The sequence below is a fragment of the Candidatus Pelagibacter sp. PS_02 genome (assembly GCF_059418065.1).
The window spans coordinates 552,000-567,769 of the sequence record NZ_CM182079.1; the positions used below are offsets into that span (position 1 = coordinate 552,000).

At 29.1% G+C, this 15,770-nt stretch carries 17 protein-coding genes and 2 tRNA genes; 14 read left to right on the top strand and 5 right to left on the bottom strand.

What is annotated here, in order from left to right:
* Window position 1: 1 nt before the first annotated feature.
* The 4 genes from AC5SL4_RS02820 to AC5SL4_RS02835 all read left to right on the top strand — a co-directional run bounded on the left by AC5SL4_RS02820 (window position 2) and on the right by AC5SL4_RS02835 (window position 2,515).
* A complete protein-coding gene (locus tag AC5SL4_RS02820) occupies window positions 2-736 on the top strand; it encodes an amino acid ABC transporter ATP-binding protein (RefSeq protein WP_006996961.1) in 735 nt (244 codons plus the stop codon).
* Window positions 737-910: 174 nt separating this feature from the next.
* Window positions 911-1,282, top strand: coding sequence for a helix-turn-helix domain-containing protein (locus AC5SL4_RS02825; RefSeq protein ID WP_006996960.1), 372 nt, complete (start codon window positions 911-913; stop codon window positions 1,280-1,282).
* 76 nt (window positions 1,283-1,358) lie between these two features.
* Window positions 1,359-1,853, top strand: a complete 495-nt coding sequence (locus AC5SL4_RS02830; RefSeq protein WP_494574324.1) for a hypothetical protein — start codon at window positions 1,359-1,361, stop codon at window positions 1,851-1,853.
* Entirely contained in the window at window positions 1,850-2,515 is a 666-nt protein-coding gene (locus AC5SL4_RS02835; protein ID WP_494574325.1) for a hypothetical protein, read from the top strand. Before AC5SL4_RS02830 ends, AC5SL4_RS02835 begins: the two co-directional genes overlap by 4 nt.
* Window positions 2,516-2,534: 19 nt before the next feature.
* Here AC5SL4_RS02835 and AC5SL4_RS02840 read toward each other — a convergent pair.
* Together AC5SL4_RS02840 and AC5SL4_RS02845 are read right to left on the bottom strand one after the other, a co-directional pair.
* Window positions 2,535-2,610 (bottom strand) — tRNA-Asn (locus tag AC5SL4_RS02840).
* Window positions 2,611-2,660: 50 nt separating this feature from the next.
* Window positions 2,661-2,734 (bottom strand) — tRNA-Cys (locus AC5SL4_RS02845).
* Between the two features lie 128 nt (window positions 2,735-2,862).
* Between AC5SL4_RS02845 and AC5SL4_RS02850 the strand changes: the two genes are divergently transcribed.
* The 3 genes from AC5SL4_RS02850 to AC5SL4_RS02860 are packed head-to-tail and all read left to right on the top strand — an operon-like array spanning window position 2,863 to window position 8,410.
* Window positions 2,863-5,490 carry a valine--tRNA ligase gene (locus tag AC5SL4_RS02850; protein WP_494587550.1) on the top strand — a complete coding sequence of 876 codons (2,628 nt, stop codon included), beginning with the start codon at window positions 2,863-2,865 and terminating at the stop codon, window positions 5,488-5,490.
* On the top strand, window positions 5,490-7,208 hold the full coding sequence (gene ilvD / locus AC5SL4_RS02855) for a dihydroxy-acid dehydratase (protein WP_011282068.1): 1,719 nt from the start codon (window positions 5,490-5,492) through the stop codon (window positions 7,206-7,208). The genes AC5SL4_RS02850 and ilvD overlap by 1 nt, the downstream gene beginning before the upstream one ends.
* Window positions 7,208-8,410 carry a sugar phosphate nucleotidyltransferase gene (locus AC5SL4_RS02860; protein ID WP_494574326.1) on the top strand — a complete coding sequence of 401 codons (1,203 nt, stop codon included), beginning with the start codon at window positions 7,208-7,210 and terminating at the stop codon, window positions 8,408-8,410. The genes ilvD and AC5SL4_RS02860 overlap by 1 nt, the downstream gene beginning before the upstream one ends.
* A 57-nt stretch (window positions 8,411-8,467) precedes the next feature.
* Here the strand turns inward: AC5SL4_RS02860 and AC5SL4_RS02865 are convergent, their stop codons facing one another.
* Window positions 8,468-8,689: a DUF6552 family protein gene (locus tag AC5SL4_RS02865; RefSeq protein ID WP_006996955.1), complete on the bottom strand. Its 222-nt coding sequence runs from the start codon at window positions 8,687-8,689 to the stop codon at window positions 8,468-8,470.
* 112 nt (window positions 8,690-8,801) lie between these two features.
* Here AC5SL4_RS02865 and AC5SL4_RS02870 point away from each other — a divergent pair, with 112 nt between their 5' ends.
* The 3 genes from AC5SL4_RS02870 to AC5SL4_RS02880 are packed head-to-tail and all read left to right on the top strand — an operon-like array spanning window position 8,802 to window position 10,575.
* On the top strand, window positions 8,802-9,164 hold the full coding sequence (locus AC5SL4_RS02870; protein ID WP_006996954.1) for a Fur family transcriptional regulator: 363 nt from the start codon (window positions 8,802-8,804) through the stop codon (window positions 9,162-9,164).
* Window positions 9,164-9,562 carry a hypothetical protein gene (locus AC5SL4_RS02875; RefSeq protein WP_006996953.1) on the top strand — a complete coding sequence of 133 codons (399 nt, stop codon included), beginning with the start codon at window positions 9,164-9,166 and terminating at the stop codon, window positions 9,560-9,562. The genes AC5SL4_RS02870 and AC5SL4_RS02875 overlap by 1 nt, the downstream gene beginning before the upstream one ends.
* A 14-nt stretch (window positions 9,563-9,576) precedes the next feature.
* Complete coding sequence (locus AC5SL4_RS02880) at window positions 9,577-10,575, top strand: Ldh family oxidoreductase (RefSeq protein ID WP_006996952.1); 999 nt, start codon at window positions 9,577-9,579, stop codon at window positions 10,573-10,575.
* Here the strand turns inward: AC5SL4_RS02880 and xth are convergent.
* A complete protein-coding gene (xth, locus tag AC5SL4_RS02885; RefSeq protein ID WP_006996951.1) occupies window positions 10,567-11,343 on the bottom strand; it encodes an exodeoxyribonuclease III in 777 nt (258 codons plus the stop codon). The two genes, AC5SL4_RS02880 and xth, sit on opposite strands and share 9 nt — an antisense overlap.
* On the bottom strand, window positions 11,343-11,660 hold the full coding sequence (locus AC5SL4_RS02890) for a HesB/IscA family protein (protein ID WP_006996950.1): 318 nt from the start codon (window positions 11,658-11,660) through the stop codon (window positions 11,343-11,345). Before AC5SL4_RS02890 ends, xth begins: the two co-directional genes overlap by 1 nt.
* Window positions 11,661-11,710: 50 nt before the next feature.
* Here AC5SL4_RS02890 and AC5SL4_RS02895 point away from each other — a divergent pair, with 50 nt between their 5' ends.
* Genes AC5SL4_RS02895 through AC5SL4_RS02910 form a run of 4 tightly spaced genes read left to right on the top strand, consistent with a single transcriptional unit; the run spans window position 11,711 to window position 15,762 of the window.
* Complete coding sequence (locus AC5SL4_RS02895; RefSeq protein WP_006996949.1) at window positions 11,711-12,826, top strand: deoxyguanosinetriphosphate triphosphohydrolase; 1,116 nt, start codon at window positions 11,711-11,713, stop codon at window positions 12,824-12,826.
* Window positions 12,826-14,559, top strand: a complete 1,734-nt coding sequence (argS, locus tag AC5SL4_RS02900) for an arginine--tRNA ligase (protein WP_494587552.1) — start codon at window positions 12,826-12,828, stop codon at window positions 14,557-14,559. The genes AC5SL4_RS02895 and argS overlap by 1 nt, the downstream gene beginning before the upstream one ends.
* Complete coding sequence (locus AC5SL4_RS02905; protein ID WP_011282074.1) at window positions 14,559-14,822, top strand: hypothetical protein; 264 nt, start codon at window positions 14,559-14,561, stop codon at window positions 14,820-14,822. Before argS ends, AC5SL4_RS02905 begins: the two co-directional genes overlap by 1 nt.
* Complete coding sequence (locus AC5SL4_RS02910; protein ID WP_494587553.1) at window positions 14,812-15,762, top strand: glycoside hydrolase family 3 N-terminal domain-containing protein; 951 nt, start codon at window positions 14,812-14,814, stop codon at window positions 15,760-15,762. Before AC5SL4_RS02905 ends, AC5SL4_RS02910 begins: the two co-directional genes overlap by 11 nt.
* Window positions 15,763-15,770: the final 8 nt, after the last annotated feature.

Genomic DNA, 15,770 nt, shown 5'->3' on the forward strand with positions numbered 1-15,770 from the left:
TATGTCAGATTCAATTATTCAAATTCAAAATGTAAACAAGTGGTTTGGGGATTTTCAAGTATTAAAAGAAATAAATCTTGAAGTTAAACCTAAAGAAAAAATCGTTGTGTGTGGACCATCTGGATCTGGAAAATCTACACTAATTAGATGTATTAATAGACTAGAAGAGCATCAAAAAGGATCAATCATTGTTGATGGTACTGAAATTTCAGAAGATACAAAAAATATAGAACAAGTTAGAGCTGAAGTTGGGATGGTTTTTCAACAATTTAATTTATTTCCTCATTTATCTATTTTAGATAATTGTACGTTAGCTCCAATTTGGGTAAAAAAAATGCCCAAAAAAGAAGCAGAAAAATTAGCATTAGAACACCTTGAAAGAGTACAAATTTTAGATCAAGCTCAAAAATTCCCAGGTCAATTATCGGGTGGACAACAACAAAGAGTTGCTATTGCAAGAGCACTTTGTATGGAACCTAAAATTATGTTATTTGATGAACCTACTTCTGCGTTAGATCCTGAAATGATTAAAGAGGTACTAGATGTTATGGTTAATTTAGCAAAACAAGGTATGACAATGATTGTTGTAACTCATGAGATGGGCTTTGCTAAAGAGGTAGCTGACCAAATGATATTTATGGATGAAGGAATGATTGTAGAAAAGGCCACTACTAAAGACTTTTTTGCTAATCCTAAAAGTGATCGTACTAAACTTTTCTTAAGCCAAATTTTATAAGTCTTTTTAAAGCTTATAGTTCAACAATTTTATTTTTTCATTTTATATTATAAGTTCTTGACACATTTTGTTATTTTCTACTTAACTTTATAAAATAAATAAATTTTTGTGTTGCGATAACAGTCAAAAATTAGTTCAATATGTTTTTAAAAACAAACTTTAAGAGGGGTCTTAATGGAAGATAATTTCAACAAACATTTAGGTAACAAATTAAAGCTAAGAAGATTAGCTTTAGGTCTCACACAAACAAAAGTAGCAAAAGCAATTAATGTTACATTTCAACAAATTCAAAAATATGAAAAAGGAACTAATGGAGTTAGCTCAATAAGACTTCTTCAATTAGCAAATTATTTAAAAGTTCCAGTAAATTATTTTTTTGAAGATTTTTCAGAATATTTAATAAATCTAGAAAGATCTCAAGAAGGTCACATGAATGTAAATTATAATTTTTTAGTTAAATTATATTCTGAACTTAATAACGATCAAAAGTTAAAGTTTAGTAAATCTTTACAGTCTTCAAATATTGGGATTTCAAAAGCAGTTTAATTTTTATTAAATTAATGACCCCCTATAAATTTTGAAAATCATTTTAAAAAAAATTTTTTATAATTTCATATTTGTAATGAAAAGTTTATTAAAAGTTTTTTTATTATTTATATTATTAAGTGGAAATGCTTTTGCAAAAGTAAAATCTAAAGACATTAATTTTCCAGGCAAATATTATACTAAAGAAATTAAGACTTGTTCAGCAATTCCTAAGGATAAATCATTTAGTAATAAATCAACTATTGATACCGTTAACAGTGTAGTTGGTTTTGATTGGTCAGCTTACCATGAGAAATATAGTAATTCTATTTTGGTAGAACATGCAGCAATCACGAAACCTATAAAAGTTATGATTGCAGGAACCCACATGGCTATTGGTGATAAAAATCAAACTAACATCAATATAGCCAAAGGTTTATTATTAGAAATAGCTAAGGCAAATACTTTATATAACAGCATAAGTTATGAAGAATTAAAAAAAAAGGAAAGTGTTGGAAAGATAATAACCCCAAAGCTCCTTGTTGGTACCATGAATATGAATTTGCAGGTCAATGGTTTGGAAATTATATGATTAGTGCAGTAATGCTTAAATCTGAATTGAATAAAGAGGAGTTTAAGATTGTGAATAATTACATTAAAAAAATGTACAAAAAGTTCTTAAAACCAATTCAATTTAAAAAAAATGACAAAGGGTTTTATGCAATGGCTAATGGAGGATTATCAACATTAGTTTATGCATCATGGACAGAAGATAAAAAACTTGCTGCTAAAGAAATTAATCACACATTAAAACAAATAGACAAACTATTTTATGATGATGGATACATTAACGATAACTCTTTCAGGGGTCTCAGAGGGCAATGGTACCATTCATATGGAGTTGATATTGCCCTAGGATATATTTATATTGCTGAATTATGGGGAGCTAATGTTCCAAAAAATATACATGAGAAACTATTTAATTCAGTAAAAGTAGTAAATTTAGCGATTACTGATCCTGAAAAGTTTTTAGAAAGAAAAAATCCTAATGGTCTAGCGAGAAATAGAATTACAGATCCAAAAAAAGCAACACCTCATACACATCAAATGGCTATAGCTATAGACACTCTTATGGAAATAGTGACAGGTATAAAATTGGAACATGATCCGATATACTTACGAAAAAGAAAAATGCATACGCCTGATGGGATAGATGATCTAATTGGTTTCAATCCCAATTGTATAATTCGATAAATCTAAAAGATAAAGATTTTGGCTCCTCGGGCAGGACTCGAACCTGCGACCAATTGATTAACAGTCAACTGCTCTACCAACTGAGCTACCGAGGAATATCAAAAACACAACTTACTTTTTTTTAAGAGTAAAACAACATTTTTTTTGGAGGCATCGCCCAGAATCGAACTGGGATACAAGGATTTGCAATCCTCTGCGTAACCATTCCGCCACGATGCCTTTTCATCTCAATTTAAAACAAATAGAGAGCCTTTTATATATTAAATATATAAAATTAGTCTACCAAATAAGCCTTCAAAATGATTATTGTTAATTAATATTATTAAATTATAAACTTATTATCACCTATGAGTAATGACAAATACATACATACAGATGTTGAAGATAAGATTTATTCTTATTGGGAAAAAAATAATTTATTTAAACCCACTAAAAATAAGAAACAATTTTCAGTGGTTATACCTCCACCCAATGTAACAGGTAGCCTTCATATGGGTCACGCTTTGAATAATTCAATTCAAGATCTTTTGGTTAGATACCACCGTATGAATAATTACGAAACCTTATGGCAACCAGGAACAGATCACGCAGGCATTGCTACACAGGCTTTAGTTGAGAAAAAATTAACGACTGAAGGTATTGATAAAAATCAAATTGGAAGGAAAAAATTTATAGAAAAGGTTTGGGAATGGAAAGAAGAGCATGGTGATATCATTTTAAATCAACTAAAAAAATTAGGGTGCTCTTGTGATTGGTCGAGAAATGCTTTTACAATGGATGAAAACCTTTCAAAATCAGTTTTAAAAGTTTTTGTAGAGCTTCATAAAAAAGATTTAATCTATAAGGATAAAAAACTAGTTAATTGGGATACAGTTTTAAAAACTGCAATATCTGACTTAGAAGTTGATCAACGAGAAGTTAATTCTAAAATTTATTACATTCAATATCCAATTGAAGGTTCTAGTGATTTTATAACTATAGCTACAACTAGACCTGAAACTATGTTGGGTGATACAGCCATCGCGGTAAATCCTAAAGATGATCGATTTAAACATTTAGTTGATAAATTTGTAACAGTTCCAATTGTTGGAAGAAAAATAAAAATCATCAAAGATGATTATGCTGATCCAGAAATGGGAACTGGTGCTTTAAAAATAACGCCTGCTCATGATTTTAATGACTATCAAGTTGGACAAAGAAATAATTTAGAAATCATAAATATTTTTACTGAAGGTGGTAAAGTTAATGATAATGCCCCCAAAGAATATATTGGCCTTGATAGATTTGAAGCTAGAAAAAGAATTTTAAAAGAACTTAAAGAAAAAGAATTCTTTGTTAAGGAAGAAAATATAAAGAATAAAGTTCCCTATGGGGATAGATCTAACTCGATAATTGAACCTTTTTTAACAGAACAATGGTTTGTAGATGCAAAAAAATTATCAGTTAAAGCTAAAGATATAGTTAACTCTAAAAAAACTAATTTTTTTCCTGCTAATTGGTCAAAAACCTATTTTCAATGGATGAACAATATTGAGCCATGGTGTATCTCAAGACAACTTTGGTGGGGACATCAAATACCAGCATGGTATGGGCCAGATAAAAAAATCTTCGTTGCAATAAATGAAGACGAAGCAAAAGCTGAAGCCAAAAAATTCTACAATAAAGAAGTAGATTTAATTCGTGATCCAGATGTATTAGATACCTGGTTTTCATCAGGCTTATGGCCCTTTGCTACATTAGGGTGGCCTGATGATAAAGAATATGTTGATAAATTTTACCCTACATCAGTACTTGTTACAGGATTTGATATTATATTTTTCTGGGTAGCTCGAATGATTATGTTTGGAATGGAGTTTCTAGACAAAGAACCTTTTAAAGATGTTTATGTTCACGCCCTTGTTAAAGATGAGAAAGGACAGAAAATGTCTAAATCTAAAGGAAATGTAATTAACCCTTTAGATTTGATTGAAAAATATAGTGCAGATGCTTTAAGATTTACTTTACTTTCAATGGCATCACCTGGAACAGATGTAAAACTTTCTGAAGATAGAGTTAAAGGTTATAGAAATTTTTTAAATAAATTATGGAATGCAAATAATTTTTTAATTACCAATAATTGTGATTTTTCTAAAATTGATGAAAAACCAAGTTTATCAACTAATATTAATAAATGGATCTATTCTGAACTTATAGAAACTAAAAATAAAATTGAAAAAAATCTAAAAGATTACAGGTTCGATGAAGCTGCAAAAAATGCTTATCAATTCACTTGGCACTCTTATTGTGATTGGTATTTAGAACTATCTAAAACAATCCTATTTTCAGAAGATGAAAAAGCAAAAGATGAAGTAAGACAGGTATCTGCTTATGTGTTTAGACAAATATTAATAATATTACATCCATTTATTCCGTTCGTGACTGAAGAAATTTGGCTAAATAATAAATTTGATAACTCGGGTAAAGACTTTTTAATGTTAGCTAATTGGCCTTCTGGAGAGCTTGAAAGTGATTCATCTAATAATCAAGTAAAGAAGATTATAAGTATAGTCTCAGAATTAAGATCGTTTAAAAATGAATTAAGTGTAAGCCCTGGGTCATTTATAGATATTTCAATAGAAACTGTTAGTAAAAAAGAGCAATCATTTTTTATTGATAATGAAATTATTCTTAAAAAACTTGGTCGCATTAGAAATTTACATAATAAAGATTTAGACAAACCAGCGGCTACATTGATGGTTTCTGGTGATCTGTTTAAAGTATATTTTGATGAAGATGTTGATTTAAAATTAATCAAAAAAAACTTAACTACAAGACAAGATAAATACCAAGAGGAAATGAATAAGATATCAGAAAGATTAGCTAATAAAAGCTTTGTTGATAGAGCACCAAAAGATATTGTTGATCAAGAAAAAACTAATTATAATAATTTAAAAAATGATGTTGAGAGAATATCAATAACTATAAAGGGTATATAATGGCAAAATTTAATAAAAAGAAATTACCAAGCAGACATACTTCATTAGGTGCTGATAGAGCTCCACATAGATCATTTTACTATGCGATGGGTGAAACTGAAAAAGATGTAGCAAAACCTTTTGTTGGTGTTGTGTCAACTTGGAATGAAGCTGCTCCTTGTAATATTGCTTTAATGAGACAAGCTCAATCGGTTAAAAAAGGTGTTAGAGCCTCAGGTGGTACTCCTAGAGAATTTTGTACAATAACAGTAACTGATGGTATTGCGATGGGTCATGAGGGAATGAAATCGTCTTTAATTTCTCGTGAAGTAATTGCAGACTCAACTGAACTTACTGTGCGTGGTCATTGTTATGATGCATTAGTTGGTATTGCAGGATGTGATAAATCTTTACCTGCTTTAATGATGGCAATGGTTAGATTAAATGTCCCAAGTGTATTTATTTATGGTGGTTCAATACTTCCAGGTCAATATAAAGGTAAAGATGTAACTGTTGTTGATGTTTTTGAAGCAGTTGGAAAACACTCAGCTGGAAAAATGTCTGCAAAGGAATTAAGAAAATTAGAGTTAGTTGCTTGCCCAAGTGCAGGTGCATGTGGAGGTCAATTTACTGCAAATACTATGGCCTGCGTTTCTGAAGCTATTGGTTTAGCATTACCTTATTCAGCTGGAACACCTGCTCCATACGAAGAACGTGATAAGTATGCATTATTAAGTGGCAAGACTGTAATGAATTTATTACAAAAAAATATTCGTCCAAGAGACATTGTTACAAAAAAATCTTTAGAAAATGCTGCAACAATTGTAGCGGCTACTGGTGGATCGACAAATGCTGCTTTACACCTACCAGCTATAGCTAATGAAATTGGAATTAAGTTTGATTTAATGGATGTAGCTAAAATTTTTAAAAAAACTCCATATCTTGCAGATTTAAAACCAGGTGGAAAATATGTTGCAAAAGATATGTGGTTAGCTGGTGGAGTACCTATGTTATTAAAAACTCTTTTTGATGGTGGTTTTATACATGGTGATTGCATGACTGTTACTGGAAAAACAATGAAACAAAATTTAAAAAATATTAAATTTAATCCTAAGCAAAAAGTATTAAGAGCATATGATAATCCTTTATCACCAGATGGCGGTGTTGTAGGTCTTAAAGGTAACTTAGCTCCTGATGGTGGAATTGTTAAAATTGCTGGTTTAAAAAAATTACAATTCACTGGAAAAGCTAGATGTTTTGATAATGAAGAAGCAGCAATGGCTTGTGTGCAAAAGAAAAAATATAAAGCAGGTGATGTAATTATTATTCGTTACGAAGGACCAGTTGGCGGTCCTGGTATGAGAGAAATGCTTTCAACAACAGGTGCTATTTATGGTCAAGGTATGGGTGAGAAGGTTGCTCTAATTACAGATGGTAGATTTTCTGGGGCTACAAGAGGTTTTTGTGTGGGTCATGTTGGCCCTGAGGCGGCCTTAGGCGGCCCTTTAGCTCTTTTACGCAATGGAGATGTAATTGATATAGATGCCAAAAAAGGGACTATTAACGTTAGATTAACTAAATCACAATTAGCCACAAGACATAAGAAGTGGAAAGCAAAAAAATCAAGCTTTGGATCGGGTACTATTTGGAAATATGCTCAAACAGTAGGTCCCGCTTATTTAGGTGCACCAACACATCCCGGTAAAAGAAAAGAAGTAAAAGTTTACGCTGATATTTAATGAAAATTAGACCCGTTATATTATGTGGCGGAGCAGGAACTAGACTTTGGCCTAATTCTAAAAATCATCAAGCAAAACAATTTATTGATTTTGGTAATTGGACTTTATTAGGAAAAACTCTTGAAAGAGTTAAATCTTCGACCTTTGATGTACCGATCATAAGTACAAATCTTAAATATTTAAAAGAGGTAAAAAAACATCTTAAGAAACATAAGATAAGTAAATATAAAATTGTTTTAGAACCCGCAAAAAGAAATACAGCACCAGCAATTCTTGCATCAGCATTAATTAAAGATATTCCAAATGAACAACCCTTAATGTTTTTTGCAGCAGACCACTTAATAGAAAAAGCTAATATTTTTAATAAAGCTATTAATAAAAATAAAACTAATTTAACAGACCAAAATATATTCATCTTTGGAATTAAACCAACATCTCCATCAAGTGAATATGGTTATTTTTTAACAAAAAAAGTTAAAGGAAATATTAATAAAGTAACAAAATTTATTGAAAAACCTAAAGAAGCTAAAGCTAAACAAGTCATTAAACAAAAAGGTTATTGGAATTCTGGTATGTTTTTTTTGAGAAAAGACTCAATAATAAATAACTTTAAGAAATACCAACCTACAATGTATAAAAATTGTCTTAATGCTGTTTCAAAAGCTAAACTTAAAGATAACACTTATTATTTAAATAAAGCTTCATTTGAAAAAGCTACAGCAAAATCTTTTGATTATGCAATTTTAGAAAAAACCAAACAAATTAATGCTATTAAATTAGACATTCCTTGGTCAGATCTTGGCAGCTGGAAAGAGATCTTAAAAATGTATGATAAAAATAAGAATAAATATTATAAGAAAAAAAATGTTTATTACCGGCCTTGGGGTAGGTACGTTAATTTATTCGAAGGTAAAGGTTTTTTAATCAAAGAACTATTTGTTAAGCCTAAAGGTGTTTTAAGTTTACAAAAACATCATCATCGATCAGAACATTGGTTTGTAACTCAAGGAACGCCTAAAATTACACTTAATAAAGATAGTTTTTTTAGAAAAAAAAATGATCATATATTCATTCCATTAGAAGCAATTCATAGAATTGAAAATAAAGGCACAAAGCCTGTTAAAATTATTGAAGCACAAGTTGGATCGATATTAAAAGAAGGTGATATTGTCAGGTTTCAAGATGTGTATGGTCGTACTTAATAATATTAATACAGCTACATAAAGATGTAAGATACAGCTTGTTCTATTCAATTAATCCTAAAATATAATCTTATAAATTCCAATTAAAAATAATGGTATCTGTAACCCAAAGTTTGTTAATATGGCTTTATCTTTTGATATAAAACCAGCTATTGTCCAACCAATAACTCCAAGACCATGGAAGTAGATGTTAATAGGGTAGATATTTAAGTTAGTTAATAATATTCCAGTTAATACTAAAGCAGTGCTGATCCATTTTAGGTATTTTTTTATAAGCATAGTCTCCTTTAAATGTAAGTTTTGTTAGGAATTTATTACAATTATAGAACAAACAAAAACCTTTATTACTGGGGTATTGACATAAAAAAATGTTATGTTATAACATAACAAAATGAATAATCACGACATAGTTTTTGATATAATTAAGAAATCTAAAAAGCATTTAACGGCTTATGAAATATTAGATAAATTTCAAAAATTTAAAAAGATACAGCCAATGGCTGTTTACAGATCTTTAAAAAAACTAATTGAAGAAGATAAGATACATAAATCTAATCAAAATAAGACCTATGTATTGTGTAGTCATGAGCATGTTAAGCATAATCCATCTATAGCTATTTGTAGAGATTGTGGAGACACAGAAGAGCTTAAATCAGAATTATTTGAAACAATATTTAAAAAAAACCCAATCAAAAAATATGACTTCAGTGATTTTCAGCTTGAAGTCTCAACAAAATGTAGGAGATGTAACTAATGGAACACGCACATGAATTACCAGAATTTCTTCACTTTTTAGAAGAACTTATAGAGGAATATGGAATATTAAGAGGATTTGTATTTGGTTTTGTTCATACGTTAATACCATTAATTGGTTTTTATTCAGGTTGGAGCATAAACCGTTTTTTGAAATTAGTTTCTAATGGTGCAATTGCTGGAATAATTGGAATAGTTTTAGCTCATATTATAGCAGACTTTATAGCAGCATTACTTGATCCAAATTTAAAAAGTGCTGCCTTTGGAATTGTTCTTGGTGGCTTCTTACCTTTATTAGCGGTACCTTTTTTAGAAAAATATGTAACGAAAAGCCAATACCATAATGTTGTTGGTGATCATGAAGATCTAAAAAAAGATTTGAAAAGCAAGCATAAATAATATTTAATATTGGGATGAGTACAGTTCCCTTAACATTAAAAGAAATTTTAGAACTAGCCAAAAAAACACTATTAGCTAATGGTTGTGATGAGGAAAATGCTAGTATTCTAGCGGATACTATTATGAGAGCTGAAAGAGATGGTTCTGTTTCTCATGGTTTGTTTAGATTACCAGCTTATGTAGCAGGCTTAAAAAGTAAAAAGATTAATGGTAAGGCAAGACCCGAATTAGAAAATGTTGCTCCAAGTATTATTAAAGTACTAGGCAACAATGCAGTTGCTCCTATGGTTTTAAGTTTAGGATTACCTGCAGTTATTGAATTAGCAAAAAAAAATGGTGTAGCAGTTCTTGCCATAAAAAATTCACATCACATGGCAGCCCTTTGGCCTGAAACTGAAGCTATTGCTGAAGCTGGACTTGTTGGTATTGCTTGCACATCTTATAAGCCAGCTGTTGCACCAGCGGGTGCCACTAAACCTTTATATGGGACAAATCCAATTTCTTTTGCTTGGCCTAGACCTGGTAAAACTCCTGTTGTCTATGATATGGCAACTGCTTCAATGGCAATGGGTGAAGTTCAAATTGCAAAAAGAGAAGGGCACAAAGTTCCCCTTGGAACGGGTTTAACTAAAGAGGGTAAAGAAACAACTGATCCTGGAGAAATAGCTGATGGTGGAGTTATACTTCCTTTTGGAGGCTATAAAGGATCTAGTATTGCAATGATGGTTGAATTATTAGCTGGAGCATTAATAGGTGAAAATTTTAGTTTTGAAACTGCTGCAAAAGATAATAACGATGGTGGTCCCCCAAGTGGAGGTGAATTTATCATAGCAATCTCACCAGATAAAATTTCTGGTAAAGGTTGGGATAAACATGCAGATGAATTTTTTAGTAAAATGTCAGCTATGGAGGGTGTTAGGCTTCCTGGAGAAAGAAGACATAAAAATAGATTAAATAAAGGACCAAGAAATATTAATGAAGAACTCTTTAATAAAATTAAATCTTTAAGCTAATTCAATTTCAATAGGTGTGTGATCAGAAGGTTTTTCTTTTCCTCTTGGGTCTTTATTAATATTAACATTTTTTACTATATTTAATAAAGAATTTGAAACTAAGAAGTGGTCAATTCTTAATCCATTATTTTTCTGCCAAGCACCTCTCATATAATCCCAATAAGTATAGCCTTCCTTTTCACCATGAATGTGACGGTAGGCATCATGAAAACCTAGATTAATCATTTCTCTAAATTTTTTTCTTATCTCAAGTCTGTATAAAGCATCATCTTCAAACCCTTTAATATTATAAGCATCTTCAGCTGAAGGAAGAATATTAAAATCACCAGCTAAGATAATATTTTCATTTTTCTTTGAAAGAGTTTTTAATTGTTTAATTAATTTATCTAACCAGTCTTTTTTATAAGTGTATTTATCAGTATCTACAGGATTACCATTTGGAGTATAAATATTAATCAGTTGAACATTTTTTTTCTTATGTTTTAGTTCTGCTGAAATAATTCTAGATTGTTTCAATTTATCTTTAATCAAATCTATTCTAACATTTTCTAGTTTATGTTTGGATATAATAGCAACACCATTATAACTTTTTTGTCCAAATACATGACTCTCATAATCTAATGCTGAAAAATCATCATAGGGAAAGGTCTCATCTTGCGTTTTAATTTCCTGCATCATAACAACATTAGGAGAAAATTTTTGAAGGTATTCTTTAATATTTTCAATTCTTGCTCTAACAGAATTAACATTCCAAGATGTAATAATCATTATATAGAGAAAGAAACACCACAACCGCAAGAAGATTTGCTTTGTGGGTTAGTGATCTTGAATTGATCGCCAATTAGTTCCGAAACAAAGTCCACTTCTGAACCTTTTAATAAGTCTGCTGAAGTTTTATCTATAAGAATATTTTCATGTTTTAAGTCGTCTGCTTCTAATTTTTTGTCAAAAGTAAACTCATATTGAAAACCTGAGCAACCACCGCCTTTAATAGCGATTCTAAAAAATGACCCTGGATCTTTTTGAGACAACAAATTATTAATCTGTTTTATAGCTTTATCTGTAAATTTAATTTCTTTAATCATATAACAACACTGATAATACTAATATAATATCAATTTATTAAATTTAAAGTATGAATAATTACTCAAATTTAGCTTTATCTAAAAGCAAAGGTCGTATTTTTAAAGAAGCTAATTCACTTTACAGAACTCCATTTCAAAGAGACAGAGATAGAATTATTCACAGTGCCTCATTCAGAAGGTTAAAACATAAAACACAAGTTTTTGTTAACACAGAAGGGGATCATTTTAGAACTAGAATTACCCATTCAATTGAGGTTGCGCAAATTGCAAGATCAATAGCTAAACATTTAGGTTTAAATGATGATCTAGCTGAAACCTTAAGTTTGGCTCACGACTTAGGGCATACTCCGTTCGGACATGCTGGAGAAGATGCTCTTAATGAATGTATGGTTAACTTTGGAGGCTTTGACCACAATCTTCAAACCTTAAGAATAGTTATGTTTCTTGAGCATAAATACCTTAAATTTAAAGGCCTGAACTTAACATTAGAAACTTTAGATGGATTATTAAAGCACAATGGCCCAATTGATGATCTCTTTACTGTTAATAGGTTGATTGGATTAAAAAGTTTTAAGAATAAAATAAACTTTACTAACTCTGGTTCATTAGAAGCTCAAATATCAGCAATCTCAGATGACATTGCTTATAATAATCATGACATACAAGATGGAATTAGAGCCAAAATGTTTAATTTAAACGACTTGATTGAAATTAATTTTTTTAAAGATATTTATAAATCACACAAAAATAATATTAAAAACAACAATAAAGATATTTTGATATATCAAATAATACGAGATTCAATTGATTTAATGGTTAGAGATTTAATTAAGAATACTAAAAATAATTTAAAAAATAATAAAGTCAAATCTTTAAAAGATGTTTATAACTTAGATGATCCTATAGTATGTTTTTCAAGTAAATTTCTTAAAATTGAAAAAGAAGTTAGGTTTTTCCTAAGAAGCAAAATGTATAACAATAAAAATGTATTATCTAAAAATAATCATGGAAAAAAAATTATTAATAAACTCTTTTATAAAATTAAGAATAAGCCCAAAAAATTTTTAAACGGTGATCAATTAAAGAATGACCCAAATAGAGCAATAGCTGATTTTATTTCTGGTATGACAGATAGATATGCAATCAATTTAAATAAAGGTATTTAATGAACATTTTTGATCTCTACTTGGATAAAATAATAATCTTGATTAAAAAGCTTAATAAAGATGGTACTTTAGAATTACCTGAATCTTTAAATGGAATTAATGTAGATATACCACCATCAAATTTTGACTGCGATATATCAACCAATGTAGCCATGGTTCTCTCTAAGGCTAATAAAAAATCTCCAATTGATATTGCAAATATTTTAATTGAATTAATTAAAAATGAAGATGAAAAAATAGAATCTATTTCTGTAGCAAAACCAGGATTTATTAATATTAAATTTAAGACAATATATTGGAATAATTTTATTAAAAGTATTAATCAAAATCACAAGGATTATGGTGTCAATAATAAAGAAAAAAAACAAAAATATCTTATAGAATTTGTTTCAGCTAATCCCACTGGCCCTCTTCATGTTGGACATTGTAGAGGAGCAATATTGGGAGATGTTATTTCAAATATATTAATTTTTAACAAGCATGATGTTTCAAAAGAATATTATGTTAACGATTATGGTAATCAAATCATAAATTTTACAAAATCTGTTTTTTTTAGAATTAGGGAAATACTTTTTAATGAAAAATTCCCAATTGAAAACTCTGATTTATATCCTGGTGATTACTTAGTTGGTATTGCTAAAAATATTATAAAATCTAATAAAGTTTTAAAATTTGATAAATTTGAAAACGTTTCAAAAGAACTAACTTTATTATCGGTTTCAGAATCTTTAAAATTGATTAAAAATAATTTATCAAATCTTGGAATAGTGCACGATAGATTTACAAGTGAAACTGATATTGTCCTAAATAATGAAGTTCAGAAAGCAATTGATAAATTAAAAGAAAAAAAGCTAGTATATAGTGGAAAAATTAAGGCCCCCAAAGGTGAAAATGATGAAAACTGGGTAGAAAGGGAGCAACTTTTATTTAAATCAACAGATTTTGGTGATGATAAAGATAGAGCGCTACAAAAGTCTGATAAATCATGGACTTACTTTGCTAGTGATGTTGCCTATCATGATAATAAATTAAATAGAAATTACGATACACTTATTAATATATTAGGGGCTGACCATGCTGGTTATATTAAAAGGATAACTTCTGTCGTTGAAGCTCTATCAGGAGATAAAAAAAAATTGATTTGTAAAGTAAGTCAACTCGTCAAATTAATTAAAGATGGAAAACCTTTTAAAATGTCAAAAAGAAAAGGTGACTATATAACAGTTGAAGACTTGATAGCCGAAGTAGGTAAAGATGCCACGAGATTTATTATGCTTAATAGAAGTAGCGATGTAGAGTTAGATTTTGATTTTACAAAAGTTAAAGAAAAATCTAAAGATAACCCACTTTATTATGTCCAATACTGTTATGCTAGAATATCATCTGTCTTTAGACACGTAAATCTTAATATAGAAAATGATTTGAATATAAAAGATTACGAATTTGCATATACGGGTGATGAAATAAAGATATTAAAAAAAATAGCAGAATGGCCTAAGTGTATTGAAGCTGCAAGTCTAAGACTTGAACCCCACAGAATACCAGTTTATCTTTACGAACTATCATCAGAATTTCATTCTTATTGGAATATGGGCAAAGAGGATCAATCAAAAAGGTTTATTAACGAACAAAAGAAAATTTCAAATGATAAATTAGTTTTTTTAAAAGTTATATCTAATGTTATCAAATCTGGAATGGATATTGTTGGAGTAGACACTCCTCAAAAAATGTAATGTTAAAAGAACTTAAATATCTTTTATTTTTGATTGTTATAATTTTATTTTTTTTTCTATCTTTCAAATATTATTTTTCAAATGAAAATAAAAAAAATTCATACCGATCTTTGAAAAATATTGAGGATAAAACTGAAAATTATTCTCGTAATCTTATTATACTTAAAAGTGATACTGTTGATATTGTTGAATATGTTGAAAAAACCATAGATAAAAATAAAAAGAATTACAAGTTTTGGGAACTAATTAATAATGATGGATAATCGTAAAAGTTTCATAGTTGGTTTAAAATCTACTAAATTATTGACTAGTGAAAAAAAATTTCTAATTAAACATAAACCTTGGGGAATAATACTTTTTTCAAGAAATATTAAAAATATTACACAAGTAAAAAAATTAACAGGTCAAATTAGAAAAATATTCAATGATAAAAAATATCCTATTTTAATTGATCAAGAGGGTGGTAGAGTTAATAGATTAAAAAAATTTTTTAAAGCAGATAAGTTTACAGGAGAATTTTTTGGTAATCTTTATCTTAAAGATAAAAAAAAATTTTATATCGAATACAAAAAGTTTATCAATAAAACTGTCTTATTATTAAAAAATATAGGAATTAACATAAATACTTTACCAGTCCTTGATGTTAGATCCAAAGGATCAAGTGCAATAATTGGTGACAGAGCCTTTTCAGACAATACAAAGATTGTTTCAGAAATTGGAGATATTTGTATTAAAGAGTTTCATAATAATAAAATTGCCACTGTGATAAAGCATATACCAGGCCATGGCTTAGCAAAGGTCGATAGTCATAAAAAAACCCCTACAATCAATAAGGAATTAAGATATTTGAATAATCATGACTTTATGGCATTCAAAAATAAAAATAGTTTATTTGCAATGACTGCACATCTTATTTATAAAAAAATTGACAAAGTCAACACCGCAACACATTCAAAGAAAATTATAAAATTAATAAGAAATAAAATTAAATTTAGAAATATTTTGATGTCTGACGATATATCAATGAAAAGTTTAAAGGGCTCTATAGCAATTAATACAAAGAAATCCTTCACTGCAGGTTGTGATTTAGTTCTTCATTGTAATGGAGATTTAAAAGAAATGAATGATGTGGCCCTATATTCACCAGTTATAAGTAAGTTTATTATAAAAAAAACATCACAATTTTATAAGATTATAAGCTAATATTTGAC

What these genes read in the sequence shown, in the direction of transcription:
- AC5SL4_RS02820 (WP_006996961.1), top strand. Translation starts at nt 2, where the DNA reads ATGTCAGATTCAATTATTCAAATTCAAAATGTAAACAAGTGGTTTGGG.
- AC5SL4_RS02825 (WP_006996960.1), top strand. Translation starts at nt 911, where the DNA reads ATGGAAGATAATTTCAACAAACATTTAGGTAACAAATTAAAGCTAAGA.
- AC5SL4_RS02830 (WP_494574324.1), top strand. Translation starts at nt 1,359, where the DNA reads ATGAAAAGTTTATTAAAAGTTTTTTTATTATTTATATTATTAAGTGGA.
- AC5SL4_RS02835 (WP_494574325.1), top strand. Translation starts at nt 1,850, where the DNA reads ATGATTAGTGCAGTAATGCTTAAATCTGAATTGAATAAAGAGGAGTTT.
- AC5SL4_RS02850 (WP_494587550.1), top strand. Translation starts at nt 2,863, where the DNA reads ATGAGTAATGACAAATACATACATACAGATGTTGAAGATAAGATTTAT.
- ilvD (WP_011282068.1), top strand. Translation starts at nt 5,490, where the DNA reads ATGGCAAAATTTAATAAAAAGAAATTACCAAGCAGACATACTTCATTA.
- AC5SL4_RS02860 (WP_494574326.1), top strand. Translation starts at nt 7,208, where the DNA reads ATGAAAATTAGACCCGTTATATTATGTGGCGGAGCAGGAACTAGACTT.
- AC5SL4_RS02865 (WP_006996955.1), bottom strand. Translation starts at nt 8,689, where the DNA reads ATGCTTATAAAAAAATACCTAAAATGGATCAGCACTGCTTTAGTATTA.
- AC5SL4_RS02870 (WP_006996954.1), top strand. Translation starts at nt 8,802, where the DNA reads ATGAATAATCACGACATAGTTTTTGATATAATTAAGAAATCTAAAAAG.
- AC5SL4_RS02875 (WP_006996953.1), top strand. Translation starts at nt 9,164, where the DNA reads ATGGAACACGCACATGAATTACCAGAATTTCTTCACTTTTTAGAAGAA.
- AC5SL4_RS02880 (WP_006996952.1), top strand. Translation starts at nt 9,577, where the DNA reads ATGAGTACAGTTCCCTTAACATTAAAAGAAATTTTAGAACTAGCCAAA.
- xth (WP_006996951.1), bottom strand. Translation starts at nt 11,343, where the DNA reads ATGATTATTACATCTTGGAATGTTAATTCTGTTAGAGCAAGAATTGAA.
- AC5SL4_RS02890 (WP_006996950.1), bottom strand. Translation starts at nt 11,660, where the DNA reads ATGATTAAAGAAATTAAATTTACAGATAAAGCTATAAAACAGATTAAT.
- AC5SL4_RS02895 (WP_006996949.1), top strand. Translation starts at nt 11,711, where the DNA reads ATGAATAATTACTCAAATTTAGCTTTATCTAAAAGCAAAGGTCGTATT.
- argS (WP_494587552.1), top strand. Translation starts at nt 12,826, where the DNA reads ATGAACATTTTTGATCTCTACTTGGATAAAATAATAATCTTGATTAAA.
- AC5SL4_RS02905 (WP_011282074.1), top strand. Translation starts at nt 14,559, where the DNA reads ATGTTAAAAGAACTTAAATATCTTTTATTTTTGATTGTTATAATTTTA.
- AC5SL4_RS02910 (WP_494587553.1), top strand. Translation starts at nt 14,812, where the DNA reads ATGATGGATAATCGTAAAAGTTTCATAGTTGGTTTAAAATCTACTAAA.